Origin of the sequence: Rhizobium sp. BK289 (genome assembly GCF_014193575.1) — a bacterium.
Taxonomy (GTDB): Bacteria; Pseudomonadota; Alphaproteobacteria; order Rhizobiales; family Rhizobiaceae; genus Rhizobium; species Rhizobium tropici_C.
In genome coordinates, this window is sequence record NZ_JACHZO010000006.1 from 84,724 (window position 1) to 102,229 (window position 17,506).

The window sequence follows — 17,506 nt, forward strand, 5'->3', positions numbered from 1 at the left end:
AAGCAACGCATTCGGCTGAATGCGCCACGCATGGCACGCCCCCATATTCAGACCATTCCGCCCATCTATCGCAGGCCGATTCGCGTGCGAAAAAGTCTGATGGTGATGAGTGCATTTTGCGTCGATGGTCTTAACAATCGGTTTACCAAATATGGTGTCATTATGGCGCGCGGTACACTGGCTGCGACAACCCTCGGGCAACCTTACCGTGGCAACGTGGACTCGACTGCATTTTGCCTTGCCAGCATTCAGGAGACAATGAATGTCGAAGAACCCGAATCTCACTTTGACCGGACCGGATCTGGCCGCACTGCTATGCAGCCGCGTCTGCCATGATGTGATCTCTCCGGTCGGGGCGATCAACAATGGCCTGGAGCTGCTCGACGAGGGTGGTGCTGACGCCGATGCCATGGATCTGATCCGCACAAGCGCGCTCAACGCTTCCGTCCGCCTGAAATTCGCGCGCCTTGCCTTCGGCGCTTCGGGCTCGGTCGGGGCCTCGATCGACACGGGCGAAGCGGAGCGGGCGGCCAAGGATTTCGCCGCTGCCGAGAAGAAGACCGAGGTCAACTGGATCGGCCCGCGCGCCATCATCGCCAAGAATCGCGTCAAGCTGCTGCTCAATCTCTTCCTCGTTGCCTATGGCGCCATTCCGCGCGGTGGCAATATTGACGTGACGCTCGAAAATCCGGAATTCGACGCCAAGTTCACGATCACCGTGAAGGGGCGGCTGATGCGCGTGCCACCGAAATTTGCCGAAATCTGCTCGGGTACCCTGGAGGAGGCGATCGATGCACATTCGATCCAGCCTTACTACACGGTTCTTCTTGCCGAAGAGAGCGGCATGGAGCTTTCCTACAATGCGACGCCGGAGGAATTGACCTTCGTGGCGTCCATGGCAGCACAATAAACGGATCGGTTCACCGGTGTCTTTCACCCGCGGTCGAGCATCGGCGGCGGGTTTATTTTTTCGTGCATTGAAAATTCTGTGCAATCTTGGGGTTGTCCGCTCAATTGATCATGTAGCGGTAACGAATCCTTAGCTTGCTGCTCCTATCGTTTCAATTTGAAGCCGGCATTGGATGATGGCGGCTGATGCCAGGGAGCTCATAGATGCAGCGGTTCATGATAACGGATACATCGGATGTCGTACGGAAGGTCGGCAAACGAATCCTGTCCGAGCTGGATTTTCTCGTGAGCGAAGCCGGCGATGCACGTGAGGCGCTGATGCGCTGCCAAGCCGAAATGCCTGATTATCTGATCGTGGATGCCGGCATGGAAGGGGCGCTCGAGCTCATCGCCAGCATCCGGGCAATGCCCAATGGCAAGGACGTGAAGATCTACTACTGCGTCATCGAGGCTGACCTTCGCAAGCTGATGGCCGGAAAGCGCGCGGGCGCCACCGATTTTCTGCTGAAACCATTCGATCGCAAGATCCTGACGGCCATCTTCGGCAATCGTGCCGCGGCCGCGTAAATTTTAACGAGGCATATCAAGCAGCGATAGCCGTCCTTCGAGGCGGCTGTTCTTTTGCGCTCCATTGCAGCGCCAAAAAAAATCCCGCCTGAGGAGGCGGGATTTCCGTGTATCGGCGGTAAAGGCAGGTTTGGCTCAGGCGCTTTCGGCGAAATCGCTGCTGTCGGGCTCGCGCAGCACATAGCCGCGGCCCCAAACGGTTTCGATATAGTTGGCGCCGCCGGCGGCGTTGGCCAGCTTCTTGCGGAGCTTGCAGATGAAGACGTCGATGATCTTCAGTTCCGGCTCGTCCATGCCGCCATAGAGATGGTTGAGGAACATTTCCTTGGTGAGTGTCGTGCCCTTGCGCAGCGAGAGCAGCTCCAGCATCTGGTATTCCTTGCCGGTCAGATGCACGCGCTGGCCGCCGACTTCGACGGTCTTGGCGTCGAGGTTGACGATGAGCTCGCCGGTCATGATCACCGACTGGGCATGGCCCTTGGAACGGCGGACGATGGCGTGAATGCGGGCGACCAGCTCGTCCTTGTGGAAGGGCTTGGTCATGTAGTCGTCGGCGCCGAAGCCGAGTCCGCGAACCTTGTCCTCGATGCCGGCCATGCCGGAGAGGATCAGGATCGGCGTCTTGACCTTCGAAAGGCGCAGGGTGCGCAGCACTTCGTAGCCGGACATGTCAGGAAGGTTGAGATCGAGAAGAATGATGTCGTAGTCGTAAAGCTTTCCGAGATCGACGCCTTCCTCACCGAGATCGGTGGTATAGACGTTGAAACTTTCGGATTTGAGCATCAATTCGATGCTCTGCGCTGTCGCGCTGTCGTCTTCAATGAGTAGAACCCGCATAATTGTCCCCTTTACCGCCGCCGAAAGGTCGTCAGCCCCCTTACGCGATACCGATCAAATCACTGGTTGATTTGGAAGCTGCCATGCAATGGTTAACAAATTCTGATTCACTCTGGCAAGTCGTATCGAATTTATTAAATAATTTTTCCATTGCACTGTTTTCCAACGACAATCAGTAAAACCTTCTCCTAAAGTATCGCATTAAGAACTCACGCCAAGTGATTCATCCGACTCATCAATGACAACATGTCGAAATCCGACCGCAACATTTACCGAGCCTTAAATCATTGCGCCTATCATTAACGATGCCCGTAAACGAAAGGTTACCAGCGGTAGGCTTTTATTAAGATCGCTGGAAATTTTTTTAACCAAGCCGTCTCAAAGCGGTTCGGCGGGCGGGAATATCGAGAGCCGGGGTCTCGCATCACGGGAGTAATGCGTATGAAGTCACGTGAGAGCCTTGTTCGCCTGAAAGAGTTTCAGGTGAACGAAAAACGCCGTCAACTGCAGCAACTGCAGATGATGATGGCGGAATTTGACCGCATGACGAAGGAACTGGAAAGCCAGATCGTGCTGGAAGAGAAGAAGTCCGGCATTTCCGATCCTAACCACTTTGCTTACCCGACTTTTGCCAAGGCGGCCCGCCAGCGCGCGGACAATCTGCAGGTGTCGATCCGTGAGCTGCAGGTTCAGGAAGAAACGCTGGAAAGTTCGCTCGAGGAAATGCAGGCGGAATATGCCAAGGCTGCCGCGCTCGAGGAGCGTGATGGTTTGGGTTCGGCGCGGGCACGCGCCTGACAACGCAAGTTCGCGCCCCTTTCGGGATCGGGTTTAGCTTCATCCCGATATGAGGGTAATCTTCGCAATGCGGGCGATTTACGAAGGGCGCATGAAAGCTGCGCATGACTGGCCGTGACGGGGCCGGCCATGCGCAGCTTTTGCATTTTGAAAAGTAATCCGTCTATCTGGACGGATTAATATGCGCATGAAGCATTACGTGAGTGTGCGCACGGTTCCTGCTGCCGCCGCGCTTAGAGATTGACGACGTCGCGCCAGTCATCATGGCGTTGCGACTGCGCCTTGAAGAAGGGGCAGAGCGGAATGATCTTCCAGCCGCCGCGGCGTGCTTCCTCGACGGCGTGAAGGGCCAGAGCCTGGCCGACACCCTTGCCGCGCAGGGCATCCGGCACACCGGTATGGTCGATGATGATCAGCTTGGGGGAGGTGCGGGAAAACGTCATTTCTGCCTCGTGGCCTTCGACGGTCGCGACATACCGCCCGCCGGATGCATTGTTTTCGTTGCGGATATCCATGATTTTTTCCCTTAACGCGTTGCAGATGACGAGGATTGCATGTGCTCCGACGTATGCCAACCATCGAGATTGTTAACGGATCGTCTCCGTTTAAATTGGTGTCGAAAAACGCCGAGCCAAGCCCTTTGCTGCCAAGCGCGCTACATTCTCAGAGAGCAGTGCGACAAATAATTCGGGCCTCTTTGCTGGAAAGAGGCCCGAACACAAAAGCAAATTAAGGTGGTGCTGTCGCTGCTGTCAGTGGCGATACTGCTGTATGCGGGTCGTCCGGAGGCCGGCAAGGCCATGGGTATTGATGGACGACTGCCAGGAGAGGAACTCTTCGACGGTCAACGTATAACGTTCGCAGGCTTCTTCCAAGCTGAGCAGACCACCACGCACGGCGGCGACAACCTCTGCCTTACGACGAATGACCCAGCGGCGCGTATTCGGCGGCGGAAGGTCTGCTATCGTCAGCGGGCTGCCATCGGGGCCGATGACATACTTCACTCGGGGACGTATCATTTCGGTCATTGGACTCTCTACACACACTCAAGACCACGAGAGGCACTCTATCTTGCCACATTTAAAAATTGCCTAAGCACATGGTAAGACTTTGCTAATAAATTTAATCAATGTGGCGGAGAGGTGATTTGCGTATGTTTCGCCTGAGCAAAACACCTGAAAGTCCCTGTTATTTCAGGGTGAATCGTATTCACTCTATGATTTTTCGTCAGTGAAAACTTACGCTTTAGGGCCGAAATTTCGGTAGCTGATTTGCTGCTCTGCGGCTCGGGAGCAGGTGCAAGAATTGTTTTTACTTGCAAAAATAAACTTACGCCGACACGCCTTGCTTCTGTCCACCCCAGCAGATGAAGTGCGGATTGGCGAAGTCGCAATCCTCACTCTGATCGGTCTTGCCGTATGTCAGAAGGCCGCCTTCGACGGTTACCGTCATGCCGCCCGCCGCCCTCAACACGGCATCGCCGGCTGCCGTATCCCATTCCATGGTCCGGCCGAAACGTGGATAGACATCGGCCTTACCCTCGGCGAGCAGGCAGAATTTCAGCGACGAACCGATCGATGTGCAGCCGGAAACCGCATTGTCCGTCAAAAAGCCTTCGGTTTTCGCATTGCTGTTGCAGCGGCTGGCTAGCGCGGTCAGTTTGGCGGGTGGTTCGCGCACGGCGATGGTCAGGCGGTCGGCAACGGAAAATTGCTCGTCGACGATCAGCTTGCGGGCTCTGCCGGGTTCACCGGTAAAGGCGACACCAAGTGCCGGGGCATAGACGATGCCGATGAGGGGAATACCATCCTCGATATAGGCGATGTTGACGGTGAACTCGTCACGATGCTCGATGAATTCCCGGGTGCCATCGAGCGGGTCGACCAGAAAGAAGGCGCGGCCGCGTACGTCCGGAATCTTGCCGGCGGCAACCTGCTCCTCGGCAATGGCGGGGATATGGGGAAAATCGCGTTCGAGGTGCCGGAGAATGATGTTTTCGGCGCGTTCGTCCGCCAGCGTGACGGGGCTCAAGTCCTGCTTCAAGGCAACGGAATAGCCGGCACGATAGACCTCCAGAATGGCCTTTCCTGCCTCGAGCGCCGCCTTTTCGAATGTTGCAAGCATCTGCTTCTTCGTCTTCCGCGCACAGTCCGCGCCTGAACTCTCCGGACATTATATATAAGAAGTTGCGATTGCGAAGTTTAGACTTCCGATGCCCCTTCCTTCGCCTTAACGTGTAAGCAAAGGTTTAGCAACAGCGCCCCGTGTGGCTTTCCGAGTGGGCGGGCTTTTCGGCAGCTTGGCAATGTATTCTTCCGAGAGCAGACCGTGCCCGTCACTGCGCATTCGGAAAAGATCTTGTTCTGTTTGCGAAGCTTTTTCGTCCTTTCGGGACTTGTCGTTTTTATTGCATGTGCGAATGTGCGGCCGGGTCGTGATCGGGATGAATGCATGCGTTATTCGGCTTATCAGCTTCTAAAACAGGCGTTTTCAGGCAATCGCCATTGGCAGCCGCTGTGGCGGACGCCGGAGCCGAAACCACATTATGACGTGATCATCGTTGGCGGTGGCGGACATGGCTTGGCGACGGCCTATTATCTCGCCAAGGAATTCGGCATTACCAATGTCGCAGTGCTGGAAAAGAGCTATATCGGTTCCGGCAATGTCGGGCGTAACACGACGATCATCCGCTCCAACTATCTGCTGCCCGGTAACGAGCCTTTCTACGAGTTCTCGATGAAGCTCTGGGAAGGGCTTGAGCAGGATTTCAACTATAATGCCATGGTGTCCCAGCGCGGCATCGTCAATCTGTTCCATTCCGATGGCCAGCGCGATGCCTATGCCCGGCGCGGCAATGCCATGCGCATGCACGGCGTCGATGCCGAATTGCTCAATCGCGAGCAGGTCCGCCGGATGATGCCCTATCTGAACTTCGATCATGCCCGCTTTCCGATTCTTGGTGGCCTCCTGCAGCGGCGCGGCGGCACGGCGCGGCACGATGCGGTCGCCTGGGGTTATGCGCGTGGCGCCGACAGCCGCGGCGTCGATCTCATCCAGCAATGCGAAGTAATCGGCATCCGCCGCGACGAGGGTGGTGCAGTGACAGGGGTGGAAACGAACCGTGGCTTCATCGGCTGCAACAAGCTGGCGCTCGCGGCCGCCGGCCATACATCGATCCTCGGCAATATGGCCGATCTGGAATTGCCGATCGAAACGCATGTGCTGCAAGCCTTCGTTTCCGAGGGGCTGAAGCCTGTTATCGACAATGTCATCACCTATGGCGCAGGACACTTCTATATATCCCAGTCCGACAAGGGCGGCTTGGTCTTCGGCGCCGATATCGACTACTACAGCTCCTATGCGCAGCGCGGCAATCTTGCGACCGTCGAGCATACCATGGAGGAGGGGGTGGCGCTTATCCCCGGCCTGTCGCGCGTCCGCGTGCTGCGCACCTGGGGCGGCGTCATGGACATGAGCATGGACGGTTCGCCGATCATCGATCGCACGCCCATCGAAAATCTTTATCTGAATTGCGGCTGGAACTATGGCGGCTTCAAAGCGACGCCCGCCTCGGGCTTTTGCTTCGCGCATCTGATCGCCAAGGGCGAGAGCCACGATGTCAGCCGCCTTCTGCGCCTCGACCGTTTCGAGCGCGGCTTTGCGATCGACGAAGGCGGCAAGGGTCCGCAGCCGAACCTGCATTGAGGGCACAATACCAATGGCAAGCTTGATCATCTGCCCGCATTGCGGCGTGCGACCCAAGGAAGAATTCTCCATTCGCGGCGCATCCGTCGTTCGCCCGGCGCCGACTGCACCGGATGAAGACTGGAACCGCTATGTCTTTGTCCGCGACAACGAGCGCGGCCGGATTCAAGAGTACTGGCATCATAGCGCGGGATGTCGCCGCTGGCTGGTCGTCGAGCGCAGCAATGTCACGCACGAGGTCTTTTCCGTTACCGATGCCGAGGACAAGGCGAGGGAGGCGGCACGATGACGGCCTATCGACTGTCGACAGGCGGGCTCGTCAATCGGAGCCGCCCGCTTTCCTTCCAATTCGACGGCAAGGAAATGAAGGGTCTGGAAGGCGATACACTCGCCGCCGCCTTGCTTGCCAACGATCAGATGCTGGTCGGGCGCAGCTTCAAATACCATCGGCCGCGTGGTGTTCTGACCGCAGGCTCGGCCGAGCCGAATGCGCTCGTCACCATCGGCAAGGATGGCCGCACCGAGCCGAATACGCGCGCGACCGTCGCTGAGCTCTATCAGGGCATGAGTGCAGTGAGCCAGAACCGCTGGCCGTCGCTGAAGTATGATTTTGGCGCGATCAATGGCTTGTTCTCGCCCTTCCTCGGCGCCGGCTTCTACTACAAGACCTTCATGTGGCCGGCCGCCTTATGGGAAAAGGTCTATGAGCCGCTGATCCGTCGCGCTGCCGGCCTCGGCAAGGCGGTCATGCAGGCCGATCCGGACCGTTACGAGAAGGCCTGGGCGCATTGCGACCTGCTTGTGATCGGCTCCGGTCCGGCGGGGCTCATGGCGGCTCTGACCGCTGCCCGCGCGGGCTTGCGCGTGGTATTGGCCGACGAAGGCTTTCGGCTCGGCGGCTCGCTATTGTCGGAAAAGCTGACGATCGGCGGCGCTTCTGCTGACGTGTTCGTGCAGGCAACGCTTGAGGAGCTGCAGAGCTTCGATAACGTGACCTTGATGCCGCGGACCACCGTGTTCGGCTGGTATGACGGCAATGTCTTCGGCGCGGTCGAGAAGGTACAGAAGCATGTAGCGATGCCATCGCCCGACCTGCCGATCGAGCGGCTCTGGCGCATCGCCGCCAAGCGCGCCATCCTCGCCTCGGGTGCGGAAGAACGGCCGCTGGTGTTCGGCGGTAATGATCGCCCGGGCGTGATGATGGCCGGCGCCATGCGCAGCTACCTCAACCGTTATGGCGTCGTTGCCGGGCAGAAGGTGGCGGTTTTCACCAATGGCGGTTCCGGCTACCGAACTGCGGCCGATCTCGCCGCTGCAGGCGTCGAGATTTCGGCAATCCTCGACACGCGTGCCGCATCGGCGGATGCTGCTCCTCAGGGCGTGCGCGTGGTTCATACGGCAAGCGTCCACGCGACCAAAGGCAAATATCGCATCAGCGGCGTCATCGCCGATCGCGGTGGGCTGGATGAGCTGATCGCCTGCGATGCACTGGCAATGTCGGGCGGTTGGTCGCCGATCATCCATCTTGCGTGCCAGCGCGGCGCCAAGCCGGTCTGGTCGGACGAGAAGCAGGCCTTCATGGCGCCAATCGTTTCTGGAGAGCTGGAGATTGCCGGTTCGGCTGCGGGTATCGAGAGCGTTTCCGGCTGTCTTGCCGACGGCGCGGACAAGGCACGGAAGATTGTCGAAAACCTGGGCCGCACGGCTTATGCGGCTGACTTGCCCGAAGTGGAGGGTGAGTATGATCCATCCTTCGCCGCGATCTGGCATGTGCCGGGTGCCAAGGACAAGGCATTCGTCGACTTCCAGAATGACGTCCACAGCAAGGATCTGGGCCTCGCTTTGCGTGAAGGCTTCGGTCATGTGGAGCATGCCAAGCGTTATACGACCAGCGGCATGGCAACGGACCAGGGCAAGCTCGGCAATGTCAACGCCGCCGGCATCATCGCCGGCATGCGCGGTGTCAGCCCGGCCGCCGTCGGCACCACGACATTCCGGCCGTTCTATACGCCGGTATCCTTTGGCGCACTGGCGGGAACCGCGCGCGACAAGCATGCGCAGCCGATCAGGGAATCGCCGCTGCATGGCTGGGCGAAGAAGAATGGCGCGGCCTTCGTCGAGGCTGGTCTCTGGTATCGCTCGTCCTGGTTTGCCCGGCCGGGCGAGAAGGGCTGGCGCGACAGCGTCGACCGCGAGGTGCTGAATGTCCGTAACAATGTCGGGCTTTGCGATGTGTCGACGCTCGGCAAGATCGAGATCTTCGGCAAGGATGCGGCGGAGTTCCTCAACCGGCTCTACTCCAACGCCTTCCTCAAGCTGCCGATCGGCAAGGCGCGCTATGGTTTGATGCTGCGCGAAGACGGTATGGTCTTCGATGATGGCACGACGAGTCGGCTGACGCCCGACCACTTTTTCATGACGACCACGACGGCGATGGCCGGTGAGGTGATGACGCATATGGAATTCTGCGCTCAAACGCTTTGGCCGCAGCTCGACGTTTGCTTCGTGTCCTCGTCCGATCAATGGGCGCAGATGGCGATTGCCGGCCCGAAGGCGCGGCTGGTGCTGGAGCAGATCGTGGAAGACGATATTTCCGACGCGTTCTTCCCCTTCCTTGCGGCAGCCGAAATCATGCTGAAGGGTGGGCTCAGGGCGCGCCTGTTCCGCATTTCCTTCTCGGGTGAGCTCGCCTATGAACTGGCGGTGCCGGCCGGCTACGGCGAGGCGGTTGCCGATGCCATCATGGAGGCCGGCAAGGTGCATGGCATCTGCCCCTATGGCGTCGAAGCCCTCAACGTGCTGCGTATCGAGAAGGGTCATGTCACCCATAATGAACTGGATGGCCGCACCACACCTGACGATGTCGGGCTCGGACGGATGATGGCGGCGCAGAAGCCGGATTTCATCGGCAAGAGGCTCTCGACCCGCTTTGGTCTGACGGCCGCCGATCGCGGGCAACTCGTGGGCCTGAAGCCTCTCGATACCACGAAGGAAATTCACGCCGGCGCGCATCTTTTGAAGGAAGGCGCACGGCCATCGACCGTGAACGATCAGGGTCATGTCTCCTCGGCCTGTTTCTCGCCGACGCTCGGTCATTCCATCGCGCTCGCTTTCCTGAAGTCGGGCCGGGAGCGGATTGGCGAGCATGTGATCGTCTGGGACGGATTGCGCGGCGAGGAAGTGGGGGCGGAAATCTGCAGTCCGGTCTTTGTCGATCCCGACAACAAGAAACTTTTGGGGTGATGGATTGATGAGCGTCGCGTTTCAGAACAGGCACGTGCTGGAAGATCATATTTCGGGCTTCGAGGCGGCCGCAAATCCGAATCATCTCGCTGTGCTGCGTCGTCCGGTGATCTTCTCGGTGCTTGGCAAGGCCGGGGATCAGGATGATGTCTTGGCGAGCTTGAAGGCGATCAAGGACGTATCTGTTCGCAACGTCGGACCGAGGGAATGGCTTGTCGTGTCGGAGGCGCTTGGCGCCGATAGTGTGGCGCGGGATCTCTTCAAGCTCGATCCGGCCCGGCTTTCCTTCTTCGAGCAGAGCGATGGCCGTGTGCTGCTGCGCATTTCCGGTCCCAGCGTTCGCCGAATCCTTGCCAAATGCGTGGCTGTCGATCTGCATCCGCAGGTCTTTGCCGAGGGACAGTCAGCGAGCATGCTGTGCTGCCATGTCGGCGCCAATGTCGCGCGCACCGGCCTCGATCGCTTCGAAATCATCGTGCCGCGCTCCTATGCCGGCAGCGTCTTCGAAGAGATCATGGAAATGGGGCGGGAGTTCGCGCTGACGGCCGGTTTCGCCGATTGAAAAACCTTATGTCGCCGGACATGGAATGGCTTGCAGCCGGATTCCGTTGCCGATAGCAGATGGCGCGATCCGAACAATTGCGATGGCGCAAACAGACATATCGGTTTCGCAGTTCGGGCTATTTGGCCTTCCGGATAGCCTCTAGGTTTCCTCTCAAATACGGTCGGTCGCGCGGGAAGACACCCGGCGGCTTCGTGCCGAAAACAGGGGATTCCCAATGAAAAGCCATGCCAAGGTCGTCGTCATCGGTGGCGGTGTCGTCGGATGTTCGGTGCTCTACCACCTGACGAAATTCGGCTGGACGGATGTGGTGCTGCTCGAACGCTCCGAACTGACATCCGGCTCGACTTGGCATGCCGCCGGCGGCATGCATACGATCAATGGCGATCCGAACGTCGCCAAGCTGCAGAAATATACGGTCGAACTCTATAAGGAGATCGAGGAATATTCGGGCCAGGATATCGGGTTGCATCTGACGTCCGGCCTGATGCTGGCGGCCACGCCGCAGCGCTTCGACTGGCTGAAATCCATTCTCGCCAAGGGCCGCTACAACGGTTTGGAGGCGACGCTGCTGACGCCGAAGGAAGCGCACGACATGATGCCGCTCCTTGATCCCGATCAGTTCGTCGGCGCGCTTTACGATCCCGTCGAAGGCCACCTCGATCCCTATGGCACAACTCATGCCTATGCCCGTTCGGCCAAGAAGAACGGCGCTGAAATCTATCTCCATACCAAGGTGGAGGAGCTGGTGCAGCGCGAGGATGGCTCCTGGCGCGTCATCACCAACCAGGGCGAGATCATCGCCGAGCATGTCGTCAATGCCGCCGGTCTCTGGGCGCGCGAAGTCGGCCGCATGGTGGGGCTGGAGCTGCCGGTGCTCGCCATGGAGCATATGTATCTCATCACCGAGGACATGCCCGAGGTCATCGACTTCAACAAGACGACGGGCAAGGAGCTGATGCATTGTGTCGACTTCGACGGCGAGATCTATCTGCGCCAGGAGCGGCAGGGCATGCTGATGGGCACCTATGAAAAGGCCTGCCGTCCATGGTCGCCGGTGACGACGCCGTGGGATTTCGGCCACGAGTTGCTGGCCGAGGATATCGAGCGCATCACCCCGGAACTGGAAGTCGGCTTCCGCCATTTCCCGGCCTTCAACAATGCCGGCATCAAGCGGATCATCAACGGACCCTTCACCTTCTCGCCCGATGGTAATCCGCTCGTCGGGCCGGTGCGCGGCTTGAGGAACTATTGGTCGGCCTGTGCCGTCATGGCCGGCTTCAGCCAGGGCGGCGGTGTGGGTCTCGCGCTCGCCAACTGGATGATCTACGGCGATCCGGGCTTCGATGTCTTCGCCATGGATGTTTCCCGCTATGGCGACTACGCGACGCTCGCCTATACGAATGCCAAGGTACGCGAGAATTATGCCCGTCGCTTCTCGATCCGCTATCCCAACGAGGAGCTGCCGGCGGCGCGTCCGCTGCTGACGACGCCGATCTACGACATACTGCAGCAGGCCGGCGGCGTCTTCGGCGCTTATTACGGTCTCGAGCAGGCGCTGTGGTTCGCGCCGAAGGGTGAGGTCGACCAATTCTCATGGCGCCGTTCCAACGACTTCGATGTCGTCGGCGCCGAAGCGAAGGCCGTGCGCGAGAGCGTTGGCCTGATGGAAACTTCGGGCTTTGCCAAATATTCGGTCAAGGGGCCGGGCGCGGAAGCCTTCCTCGATACGCTGCTCACCTGCCGCATTCCCGCCATCGGCCGCATGACGCTGGCTCCGATGCTGAAGCATGACGGCAAGCTGATCGGCGATTTCACCCTGGCGAAACTGGGCGAGGGGGATTTCCTTCTCATCGGCTCCGGCATTGCCGAGGCCTATCATATGCGTTGGTTCGAAAGCCTGCTGCCGAAGGATGGCTCGGTCGAATTGCAGGCTCTCGGCCTTTCGCTGCTTGGCCTGTCGGTCGCCGGTCCGAATGCCCGCAAGCTCATGCAGAAGCTGACCCATCAGGACCTCTCCACCGCAGAGTTTCCCTTCATGTCGATCCGCCGCATGGATCTCGGCATGGCGCCGGCGATCGTCGGCCGGGTCTCCTACACCGGCGATCTCGGTTATGAGATCTGGATGAAACCGGAATATCAGCGCTACATCTTCGACCTCCTGATGGAGGAGGGGGCCGAATTCGGCATCCGGCTCTTTGGTCTGAGGGCATTGAACGCGCTTCGTCTCGACAAATCCTATGGCAGCTGGGCGCGTGAATATCGTCCGCTTTACGGGCCGCTGGAAGCGGGACTGAACCGCTTCGTGGCCTTGTCCAAGGAGGCCGATTTCATTGGCAAGGCGGCTGCATCCAAGGAGAAAGCGGAAGGCGGGGTGCTGCGGCTGCGTAGCTTCATTCTCTCGGCAAAGGACGCCGATGTCATCGGCGACGAGCCGATCTATCACAATGGCGCCGTCTGCGGCTGGGTTACGTCGGGCGGCTACGCCCACGCCTCCGGGCTTTCGGTTGCCGTCGGCTATGTGCCGAAGGACATCGCCGACGAGGCGCAGGGGTGGTCAATTGAATTGCTCGGCGAGCTTCTGCCGGCGAGCTTGCAGGCTGAACCTCTGTTCGATGCCGATGGCGCACGCATGCGCGCCTGACAGATATCGTCGAGCGCAAGGACGGCAGGCCCGAGATAGGGTCTGTCGCTGATAAAAGCTTTTCAGCGAAGATTCGAAGTTCGGTCGTTTTGGCTGTTTTTGAGCCACGAGCTGCCGCTTTTGTGTCATTTTTGGTCGGATTCGCGTCAGCCCACAGCGATTTGAAAAGAATTTGTCAATTTCTTGCCTTTTTGGCTTCACATTTCCTTCGAAAACAGTATGGAATCGCGGCCACGGGCCTTCGCGAAGGAACCTAAAAAAGCAATAAGAGATGCGGTGGGCTGACGCCGCATCCAGGGGAAATGATATATGGATTATTTTATCCAGCAGCTCTTAAACGGGCTGACTCTCGGGTCGATCTACGGCCTGATCGCCATTGGCTACACCATGGTTTACGGCATCATCGGCATGATCAATTTTGCCCACGGTGATGTTTTCATGCTTGGCGGCTTTGCCGCTCTCATCGCCTATCTGGTCCTCGTTTCGCTCTTCGCCGGCCTGCCGGTGGCGATCATGCTGCTCGTCATGCTCATCGTCGCGATGCTGATGACGAGCCTGTGGAACTGGGTGATCGAGCGTGTAGCTTATCGTCCGCTGCGCGGTTCTTTCCGCCTTGCGCCGCTGATCACGGCAATCGGCATGTCGATCGTGCTGTCGAACTTCATCCAGGTCGCTCAGGGTCCGCGCAACAAGCCGATCCCGACGCTTGTGGGCGATGTCTATAATTTCGGCGGCGTCTCGGTGTCGCTGAAGCAGATCGTCATCTACATCATCACGGTCGTGCTGCTTGCCGCCTTCTGGTATCTGGTCAACAAGACGGCGCTTGGCCGCGCCCAGCGCGCCACCGAGCAGGATCGCAAGATGGCGGCTCTGCTCGGCATCAATGTCGACCGCACCATCTCCGTGACCTTCATCATGGGTGCGGCATTGGCTGCCGTCGCCGGCACGATGTATCTGATGTATTATGGCGTCGCCAACTTTTCGGACGGCTTCGTGCCGGGCGTCAAGGCCTTCACCGCCGCGGTTCTCGGCGGCATTGGCTCGCTGCCGGGCGCAGTCCTCGGCGGGTTGATGATCGGTCTTATCGAGTCGTTCTGGTCGGGCAATTTCGCTATCGCGTACAAGGACGTCGCAACATACGGCATCCTGGCCTACGTGCTGATCTTCAAGCCGACGGGTATTCTCGGCCGGCCGGAAGTCGAAAAGGTATAACGCCATGGCACATTCAAACTTCGTTGCAGGCAAGACCGCACCCGGCCTTGTCCAGAAAGGGATTACGGACGCCTTCTGGACCGCGCTGATCGCTTTCGGCATGTTCGTTCTCTACATCGGTCTCAAGACCGAACAGAACATGGACAACAAGCTGATCATCGTGCAGCGCTGGGGCCTTCTGGCGATCATCGTTGCAATCGCTGCCGTCGGTCGCTTTATCATGACGGTCTTCGTTCAGCCTTATCTGGCCGCGCGAAAGGCCGCCAAGGCCAAGGTCGTTGAGGTGGAGGGCGAACCCAGCTTCGCCACCAGGCATTTCAATAAGATCGCGCTCGTCCTCCTGCTCATCTATCCGTTGGCGGCGGTGGCGATCTTAGGCCCGCAGGGATCGCTGACCTATGTCGACAATTTCGGCATTCAGATCCTCATCTATGTTATGCTCGCCTGGGGCCTGAATATCGTTGTCGGCCTCGCCGGCTTGCTCGACCTCGGTTATGTCGCCTTCTACGCGGTCGGTGCCTATTCCTACGCGCTGTTGTCGATGCATTTCGGTCTGTCCTTCTGGCTGCTTCTGCCGATATCGGGCCTTCTTGCAGCGCTTTGGGGTATGATCCTGGGCTTTCCGGTCCTGCGTCTGCGAGGTGACTATCTGGCGATCGTCACGCTGGCCTTCGGCGAAATCATCCGCATCGTGCTGACCAACTGGACCGACGTGACGCAGGGAAGCTTCGGCATCTCCAACATCACCAAGGCATCGTTCTTTGGCTTCTACACCTTCGATATGAAGGATCCGCACAACTTCGTCCGTAGCTTTGGCCTGCCGATCTCGTCGGCCTGGTACAAGATCTTCCTGTTCTACGTCATCCTGTTGCTCTGCATGCTGACCGCTTATGTCACCATCAGGCTGCGCCGCATGCCGATCGGACGTGCGTGGGAAGCGCTACGCGAAGATGAAATCGCCTGCCGCTCGCTCGGCATCAATACGGTGACGACGAAGCTCACGGCTTTCGCAACCGGCGCGATGTTCGGCGGTTTTGCCGGCTCCTTCTTCGCCGCGCGTCAGGGCTTCGTCTCGCCGGAATCCTTCGTCTTTCTCGAATCCGCCGTGATCCTCGCCATCGTCGTTCTCGGCGGCATGGGATCGCTGAAGGGCATCGCGATTGCTGCGATCGCCATGGTTGGCGGCACCGAATTGCTGCGCAACATGAGCTTCCTAAAGACCGGGCTGGTCTTCGGCGATACGACGATCATTCCCGGCTTCGGCCCGGACTTCACACCGGAACTCTACCGCATGCTGATCTTTGGCCTTGCCATGGTGGTCGTGATGATCTTCAAGCCGCGCGGCTTTGTCGGCACGCGTGAGCCGACCGCTTTCCTCAAGGAGCGAAAAGCGATCTCCGGCAGCTTCACCAAGGAGGGCCACGGCTGATGAACGCTGTGACCGCAACCCCCGACGACATCCTGCTGAAGGTCGATCACCTGTCGATGAAGTTCGGCGGCCTGATGGCGATCAACGACTTCTCCTTCGAGGCGAAGCGCGGCGACATCACGGCACTGATCGGCCCTAACGGCGCCGGCAAGACCACGGTGTTCAACTGCATCACCGGCTTCTACAAGCCGACGATGGGCATGATCAGCCTGCATCAAAAAACCGGCAAGGAATATCTCCTGGAACGGCTTCCGGATTTTCGGATCACGCGCGAGGCCAAGGTGGCGCGCACTTTCCAGAATATCCGCCTGTTCTCGGGCCTGACAGTGCTCGAGAACCTGCTGGTGGCGCAGCACAACAAGCTGATGCGCGCCTCCGGTTACACGATCCTCGGTCTTCTCGGGATCGGCCGGTATCGCAGCGAAGCGAAGAATGCGATCGAGCTCGCGCGCTTCTGGCTTGAGAAAGCCGATCTCATAGACCGCGCCGACGATCCCGCTGGTGATCTCTCCTACGGTGCTCAGCGCCGTCTGGAAATTGCCCGCGCCATGTGCACAGGCCCCGAGCTGCTCTGCCTCGACGAGCCGGCGGCCGGTCTCAACCCTCGCGAATCCCTGGTTCTGAATGAATTCCTGCGCAGCATCCGCAAGGATACCGGCACGTCGATCCTGCTGATCGAACACGACATGTCTGTGGTCATGGAAATCTCCGACCATGTCATCGTGCTCGAATACGGACAGAAGATCGCCGACGGTACGCCGGATGAGGTCAAGAACGATCCGAGGGTGATCGCTGCCTATCTGGGTGTCGAGGATGAGGAAGTGGAAGAGGTGATTGCCGAAGTCGAACACCTCCAAGAGGGTGAAAATTGATGGCGGGGCAACCACTTCTGAAGGTCGCGGGTGTCGAAACCTACTACGGCAATATCCGCGCGCTTGCCGGTGTCGATATCGAAGTCAACAGCGGTGAGATCGTCAGTCTGATCGGTGCCAACGGTGCCGGCAAATCGACGCTGATGATGACGATCTGCGGCAGCCCGCAGGCCCGAACCGGATCGGTCACCTTCGACGGCCGCGATATCACCCACATGCCGACGCACGAGATCGCGCGGCTTCGCATCGCCCAGTCGCCTGAAGGCCGGCGCATCTTTCCGCGCATGACGGTCTATGAAAACCTGCAGATGGGCGCGAGCCTCGACAAGCTCAAGCATTTCAACGAGGACGTCGAGAAGATCTTCACGCTGTTTCCGCGCCTCAAGGAGCGCCAGTCGCAGCGCGGCGGTACGCTCTCGGGCGGCGAGCAGCAGATGCTGTCGATCGGCCGCGCGCTGATGGCGCGTCCCAAGCTGCTGTTGCTGGACGAGCCGTCGCTCGGTCTTGCGCCTTTGATCGTCAAGGGCATCTTCGAGGCTATCAAGGTCTTGAACCGGACCCAGGGGCTGACGGTTTTTCTTGTCGAGCAGAATGCCTTTGCGGCGCTCAAGCTATCCGACCGCGCTTATGTGATGGTCAACGGCCGTGTGACGATGAGCGGTTCGGGCAAGGAACTGCTCGCCAATCCGGAAGTGCGCGCCGCCTATCTCGAAGGCGGACATCATTGA

At 59.0% G+C, this 17,506-nt stretch carries 16 protein-coding genes; 12 read left to right on the forward strand and 4 right to left on the reverse strand.

Annotated elements, in window-relative coordinates:
- The first annotated feature begins 262 nt into the window (after nucleotides 1-262).
- Nucleotides 263-910, forward strand: coding sequence for a histidine phosphotransferase family protein (locus FHT84_RS13245; protein WP_112340463.1), 648 nt, complete (start codon nucleotides 263-265; stop codon nucleotides 908-910).
- Nucleotides 911-1,113: 203 nt separating this feature from the next.
- The gene (locus tag FHT84_RS13250) at nucleotides 1,114-1,476 is read left to right on the forward strand and encodes a response regulator (RefSeq protein ID WP_183762904.1); all 363 of its coding nucleotides are present in this window, start codon (nucleotides 1,114-1,116) and stop codon (nucleotides 1,474-1,476) included.
- Between the two features lie 135 nt (nucleotides 1,477-1,611).
- On the opposite strand, the gene ctrA is transcribed toward FHT84_RS13250, so the two are convergent.
- The gene (ctrA, locus tag FHT84_RS13255; RefSeq protein WP_069611718.1) at nucleotides 1,612-2,313 is read right to left on the reverse strand and encodes a cell cycle two-component system response regulator CtrA; all 702 of its coding nucleotides are present in this window, start codon (nucleotides 2,311-2,313) and stop codon (nucleotides 1,612-1,614) included.
- 441 nt (nucleotides 2,314-2,754) lie between these two features.
- On the opposite strand from ctrA, the gene FHT84_RS13260 reads away from it, so the two are divergent.
- On the forward strand, nucleotides 2,755-3,111 hold the full coding sequence (locus tag FHT84_RS13260; RefSeq protein WP_112340461.1) for a flagellar export protein FliJ: 357 nt from the start codon (nucleotides 2,755-2,757) through the stop codon (nucleotides 3,109-3,111).
- Between the two features lie 233 nt (nucleotides 3,112-3,344).
- Here the strand turns inward: FHT84_RS13260 and FHT84_RS13265 are convergent, their stop codons facing one another.
- From FHT84_RS13265 to cysQ, 3 genes are all read right to left on the reverse strand, one after another.
- Nucleotides 3,345-3,626, reverse strand: coding sequence for a GNAT family N-acetyltransferase (locus FHT84_RS13265; RefSeq protein ID WP_112340460.1), 282 nt, complete (start codon nucleotides 3,624-3,626; stop codon nucleotides 3,345-3,347).
- Nucleotides 3,627-3,863: 237 nt separating this feature from the next.
- The gene (locus FHT84_RS13270) at nucleotides 3,864-4,139 is read right to left on the reverse strand and encodes a DUF1153 domain-containing protein (RefSeq protein ID WP_004107124.1); all 276 of its coding nucleotides are present in this window, start codon (nucleotides 4,137-4,139) and stop codon (nucleotides 3,864-3,866) included.
- Nucleotides 4,140-4,440: 301 nt separating this feature from the next.
- Nucleotides 4,441-5,235, reverse strand: coding sequence for a 3'(2'),5'-bisphosphate nucleotidase CysQ (cysQ, locus tag FHT84_RS13275; protein ID WP_112340459.1), 795 nt, complete (start codon nucleotides 5,233-5,235; stop codon nucleotides 4,441-4,443).
- Nucleotides 5,236-5,562: 327 nt separating this feature from the next.
- Between cysQ and FHT84_RS13280 the strand changes: the two genes are divergently transcribed.
- The 9 genes from FHT84_RS13280 to FHT84_RS13320 all read left to right on the forward strand — a co-directional run bounded on the left by FHT84_RS13280 (nucleotide 5,563) and on the right by FHT84_RS13320 (nucleotide 17,506).
- Nucleotides 5,563-6,816, forward strand: a complete 1,254-nt coding sequence (locus tag FHT84_RS13280; protein ID WP_112340567.1) for a sarcosine oxidase subunit beta family protein — start codon at nucleotides 5,563-5,565, stop codon at nucleotides 6,814-6,816.
- Between the two features lie 13 nt (nucleotides 6,817-6,829).
- Nucleotides 6,830-7,105: a sarcosine oxidase subunit delta gene (locus tag FHT84_RS13285; RefSeq protein ID WP_112340458.1), complete on the forward strand. Its 276-nt coding sequence runs from the start codon at nucleotides 6,830-6,832 to the stop codon at nucleotides 7,103-7,105.
- The gene (locus tag FHT84_RS13290; protein WP_112340457.1) at nucleotides 7,102-10,059 is read left to right on the forward strand and encodes a sarcosine oxidase subunit alpha family protein; all 2,958 of its coding nucleotides are present in this window, start codon (nucleotides 7,102-7,104) and stop codon (nucleotides 10,057-10,059) included. The genes FHT84_RS13285 and FHT84_RS13290 overlap by 4 nt, the downstream gene beginning before the upstream one ends.
- 7 nt (nucleotides 10,060-10,066) lie before the next feature.
- Nucleotides 10,067-10,621 (forward strand): sarcosine oxidase subunit gamma family protein, encoded by a 555-nt coding sequence (locus FHT84_RS13295; protein ID WP_113250539.1) that lies wholly within the window; start codon nucleotides 10,067-10,069, stop codon nucleotides 10,619-10,621.
- 217 nt (nucleotides 10,622-10,838) lie between these two features.
- Nucleotides 10,839-13,265, forward strand: a complete 2,427-nt coding sequence (locus FHT84_RS13300; RefSeq protein WP_112340455.1) for an FAD-dependent oxidoreductase — start codon at nucleotides 10,839-10,841, stop codon at nucleotides 13,263-13,265.
- 309 nt (nucleotides 13,266-13,574) lie between these two features.
- The gene (locus FHT84_RS13305; protein ID WP_112340454.1) at nucleotides 13,575-14,477 is read left to right on the forward strand and encodes a branched-chain amino acid ABC transporter permease; all 903 of its coding nucleotides are present in this window, start codon (nucleotides 13,575-13,577) and stop codon (nucleotides 14,475-14,477) included.
- A gap of 4 nt (nucleotides 14,478-14,481) precedes the next feature.
- The gene (livM, locus tag FHT84_RS13310; RefSeq protein WP_112340453.1) at nucleotides 14,482-15,906 is read left to right on the forward strand and encodes a high-affinity branched-chain amino acid ABC transporter permease LivM; all 1,425 of its coding nucleotides are present in this window, start codon (nucleotides 14,482-14,484) and stop codon (nucleotides 15,904-15,906) included.
- On the forward strand, nucleotides 15,906-16,778 hold the full coding sequence (locus FHT84_RS13315; RefSeq protein ID WP_112340452.1) for an ABC transporter ATP-binding protein: 873 nt from the start codon (nucleotides 15,906-15,908) through the stop codon (nucleotides 16,776-16,778). The genes livM and FHT84_RS13315 overlap by 1 nt, the downstream gene beginning before the upstream one ends.
- Nucleotides 16,778-17,506 carry an ABC transporter ATP-binding protein gene (locus tag FHT84_RS13320; RefSeq protein ID WP_112340451.1) on the forward strand — a complete coding sequence of 243 codons (729 nt, stop codon included), beginning with the start codon at nucleotides 16,778-16,780 and terminating at the stop codon, nucleotides 17,504-17,506. The genes FHT84_RS13315 and FHT84_RS13320 overlap by 1 nt, the downstream gene beginning before the upstream one ends.

What these genes read in the sequence shown, in the direction of transcription:
- FHT84_RS13245 (WP_112340463.1), top strand. Translation starts at nt 263, where the DNA reads ATGTCGAAGAACCCGAATCTCACTTTGACCGGACCGGATCTGGCCGCA.
- FHT84_RS13250 (WP_183762904.1), top strand. Translation starts at nt 1,114, where the DNA reads ATGCAGCGGTTCATGATAACGGATACATCGGATGTCGTACGGAAGGTC.
- ctrA (WP_069611718.1), bottom strand. Translation starts at nt 2,313, where the DNA reads ATGCGGGTTCTACTCATTGAAGACGACAGCGCGACAGCGCAGAGCATC.
- FHT84_RS13260 (WP_112340461.1), top strand. Translation starts at nt 2,755, where the DNA reads ATGAAGTCACGTGAGAGCCTTGTTCGCCTGAAAGAGTTTCAGGTGAAC.
- FHT84_RS13265 (WP_112340460.1), bottom strand. Translation starts at nt 3,626, where the DNA reads ATGGATATCCGCAACGAAAACAATGCATCCGGCGGGCGGTATGTCGCG.
- FHT84_RS13270 (WP_004107124.1), bottom strand. Translation starts at nt 4,139, where the DNA reads ATGACCGAAATGATACGTCCCCGAGTGAAGTATGTCATCGGCCCCGAT.
- cysQ (WP_112340459.1), bottom strand. Translation starts at nt 5,235, where the DNA reads ATGCTTGCAACATTCGAAAAGGCGGCGCTCGAGGCAGGAAAGGCCATT.
- FHT84_RS13280 (WP_112340567.1), top strand. Translation starts at nt 5,563, where the DNA reads ATGCGTTATTCGGCTTATCAGCTTCTAAAACAGGCGTTTTCAGGCAAT.
- FHT84_RS13285 (WP_112340458.1), top strand. Translation starts at nt 6,830, where the DNA reads ATGGCAAGCTTGATCATCTGCCCGCATTGCGGCGTGCGACCCAAGGAA.
- FHT84_RS13290 (WP_112340457.1), top strand. Translation starts at nt 7,102, where the DNA reads ATGACGGCCTATCGACTGTCGACAGGCGGGCTCGTCAATCGGAGCCGC.
- FHT84_RS13295 (WP_113250539.1), top strand. Translation starts at nt 10,067, where the DNA reads ATGAGCGTCGCGTTTCAGAACAGGCACGTGCTGGAAGATCATATTTCG.
- FHT84_RS13300 (WP_112340455.1), top strand. Translation starts at nt 10,839, where the DNA reads ATGAAAAGCCATGCCAAGGTCGTCGTCATCGGTGGCGGTGTCGTCGGA.
- FHT84_RS13305 (WP_112340454.1), top strand. Translation starts at nt 13,575, where the DNA reads ATGGATTATTTTATCCAGCAGCTCTTAAACGGGCTGACTCTCGGGTCG.
- livM (WP_112340453.1), top strand. Translation starts at nt 14,482, where the DNA reads ATGGCACATTCAAACTTCGTTGCAGGCAAGACCGCACCCGGCCTTGTC.
- FHT84_RS13315 (WP_112340452.1), top strand. Translation starts at nt 15,906, where the DNA reads ATGAACGCTGTGACCGCAACCCCCGACGACATCCTGCTGAAGGTCGAT.
- FHT84_RS13320 (WP_112340451.1), top strand. Translation starts at nt 16,778, where the DNA reads ATGGCGGGGCAACCACTTCTGAAGGTCGCGGGTGTCGAAACCTACTAC.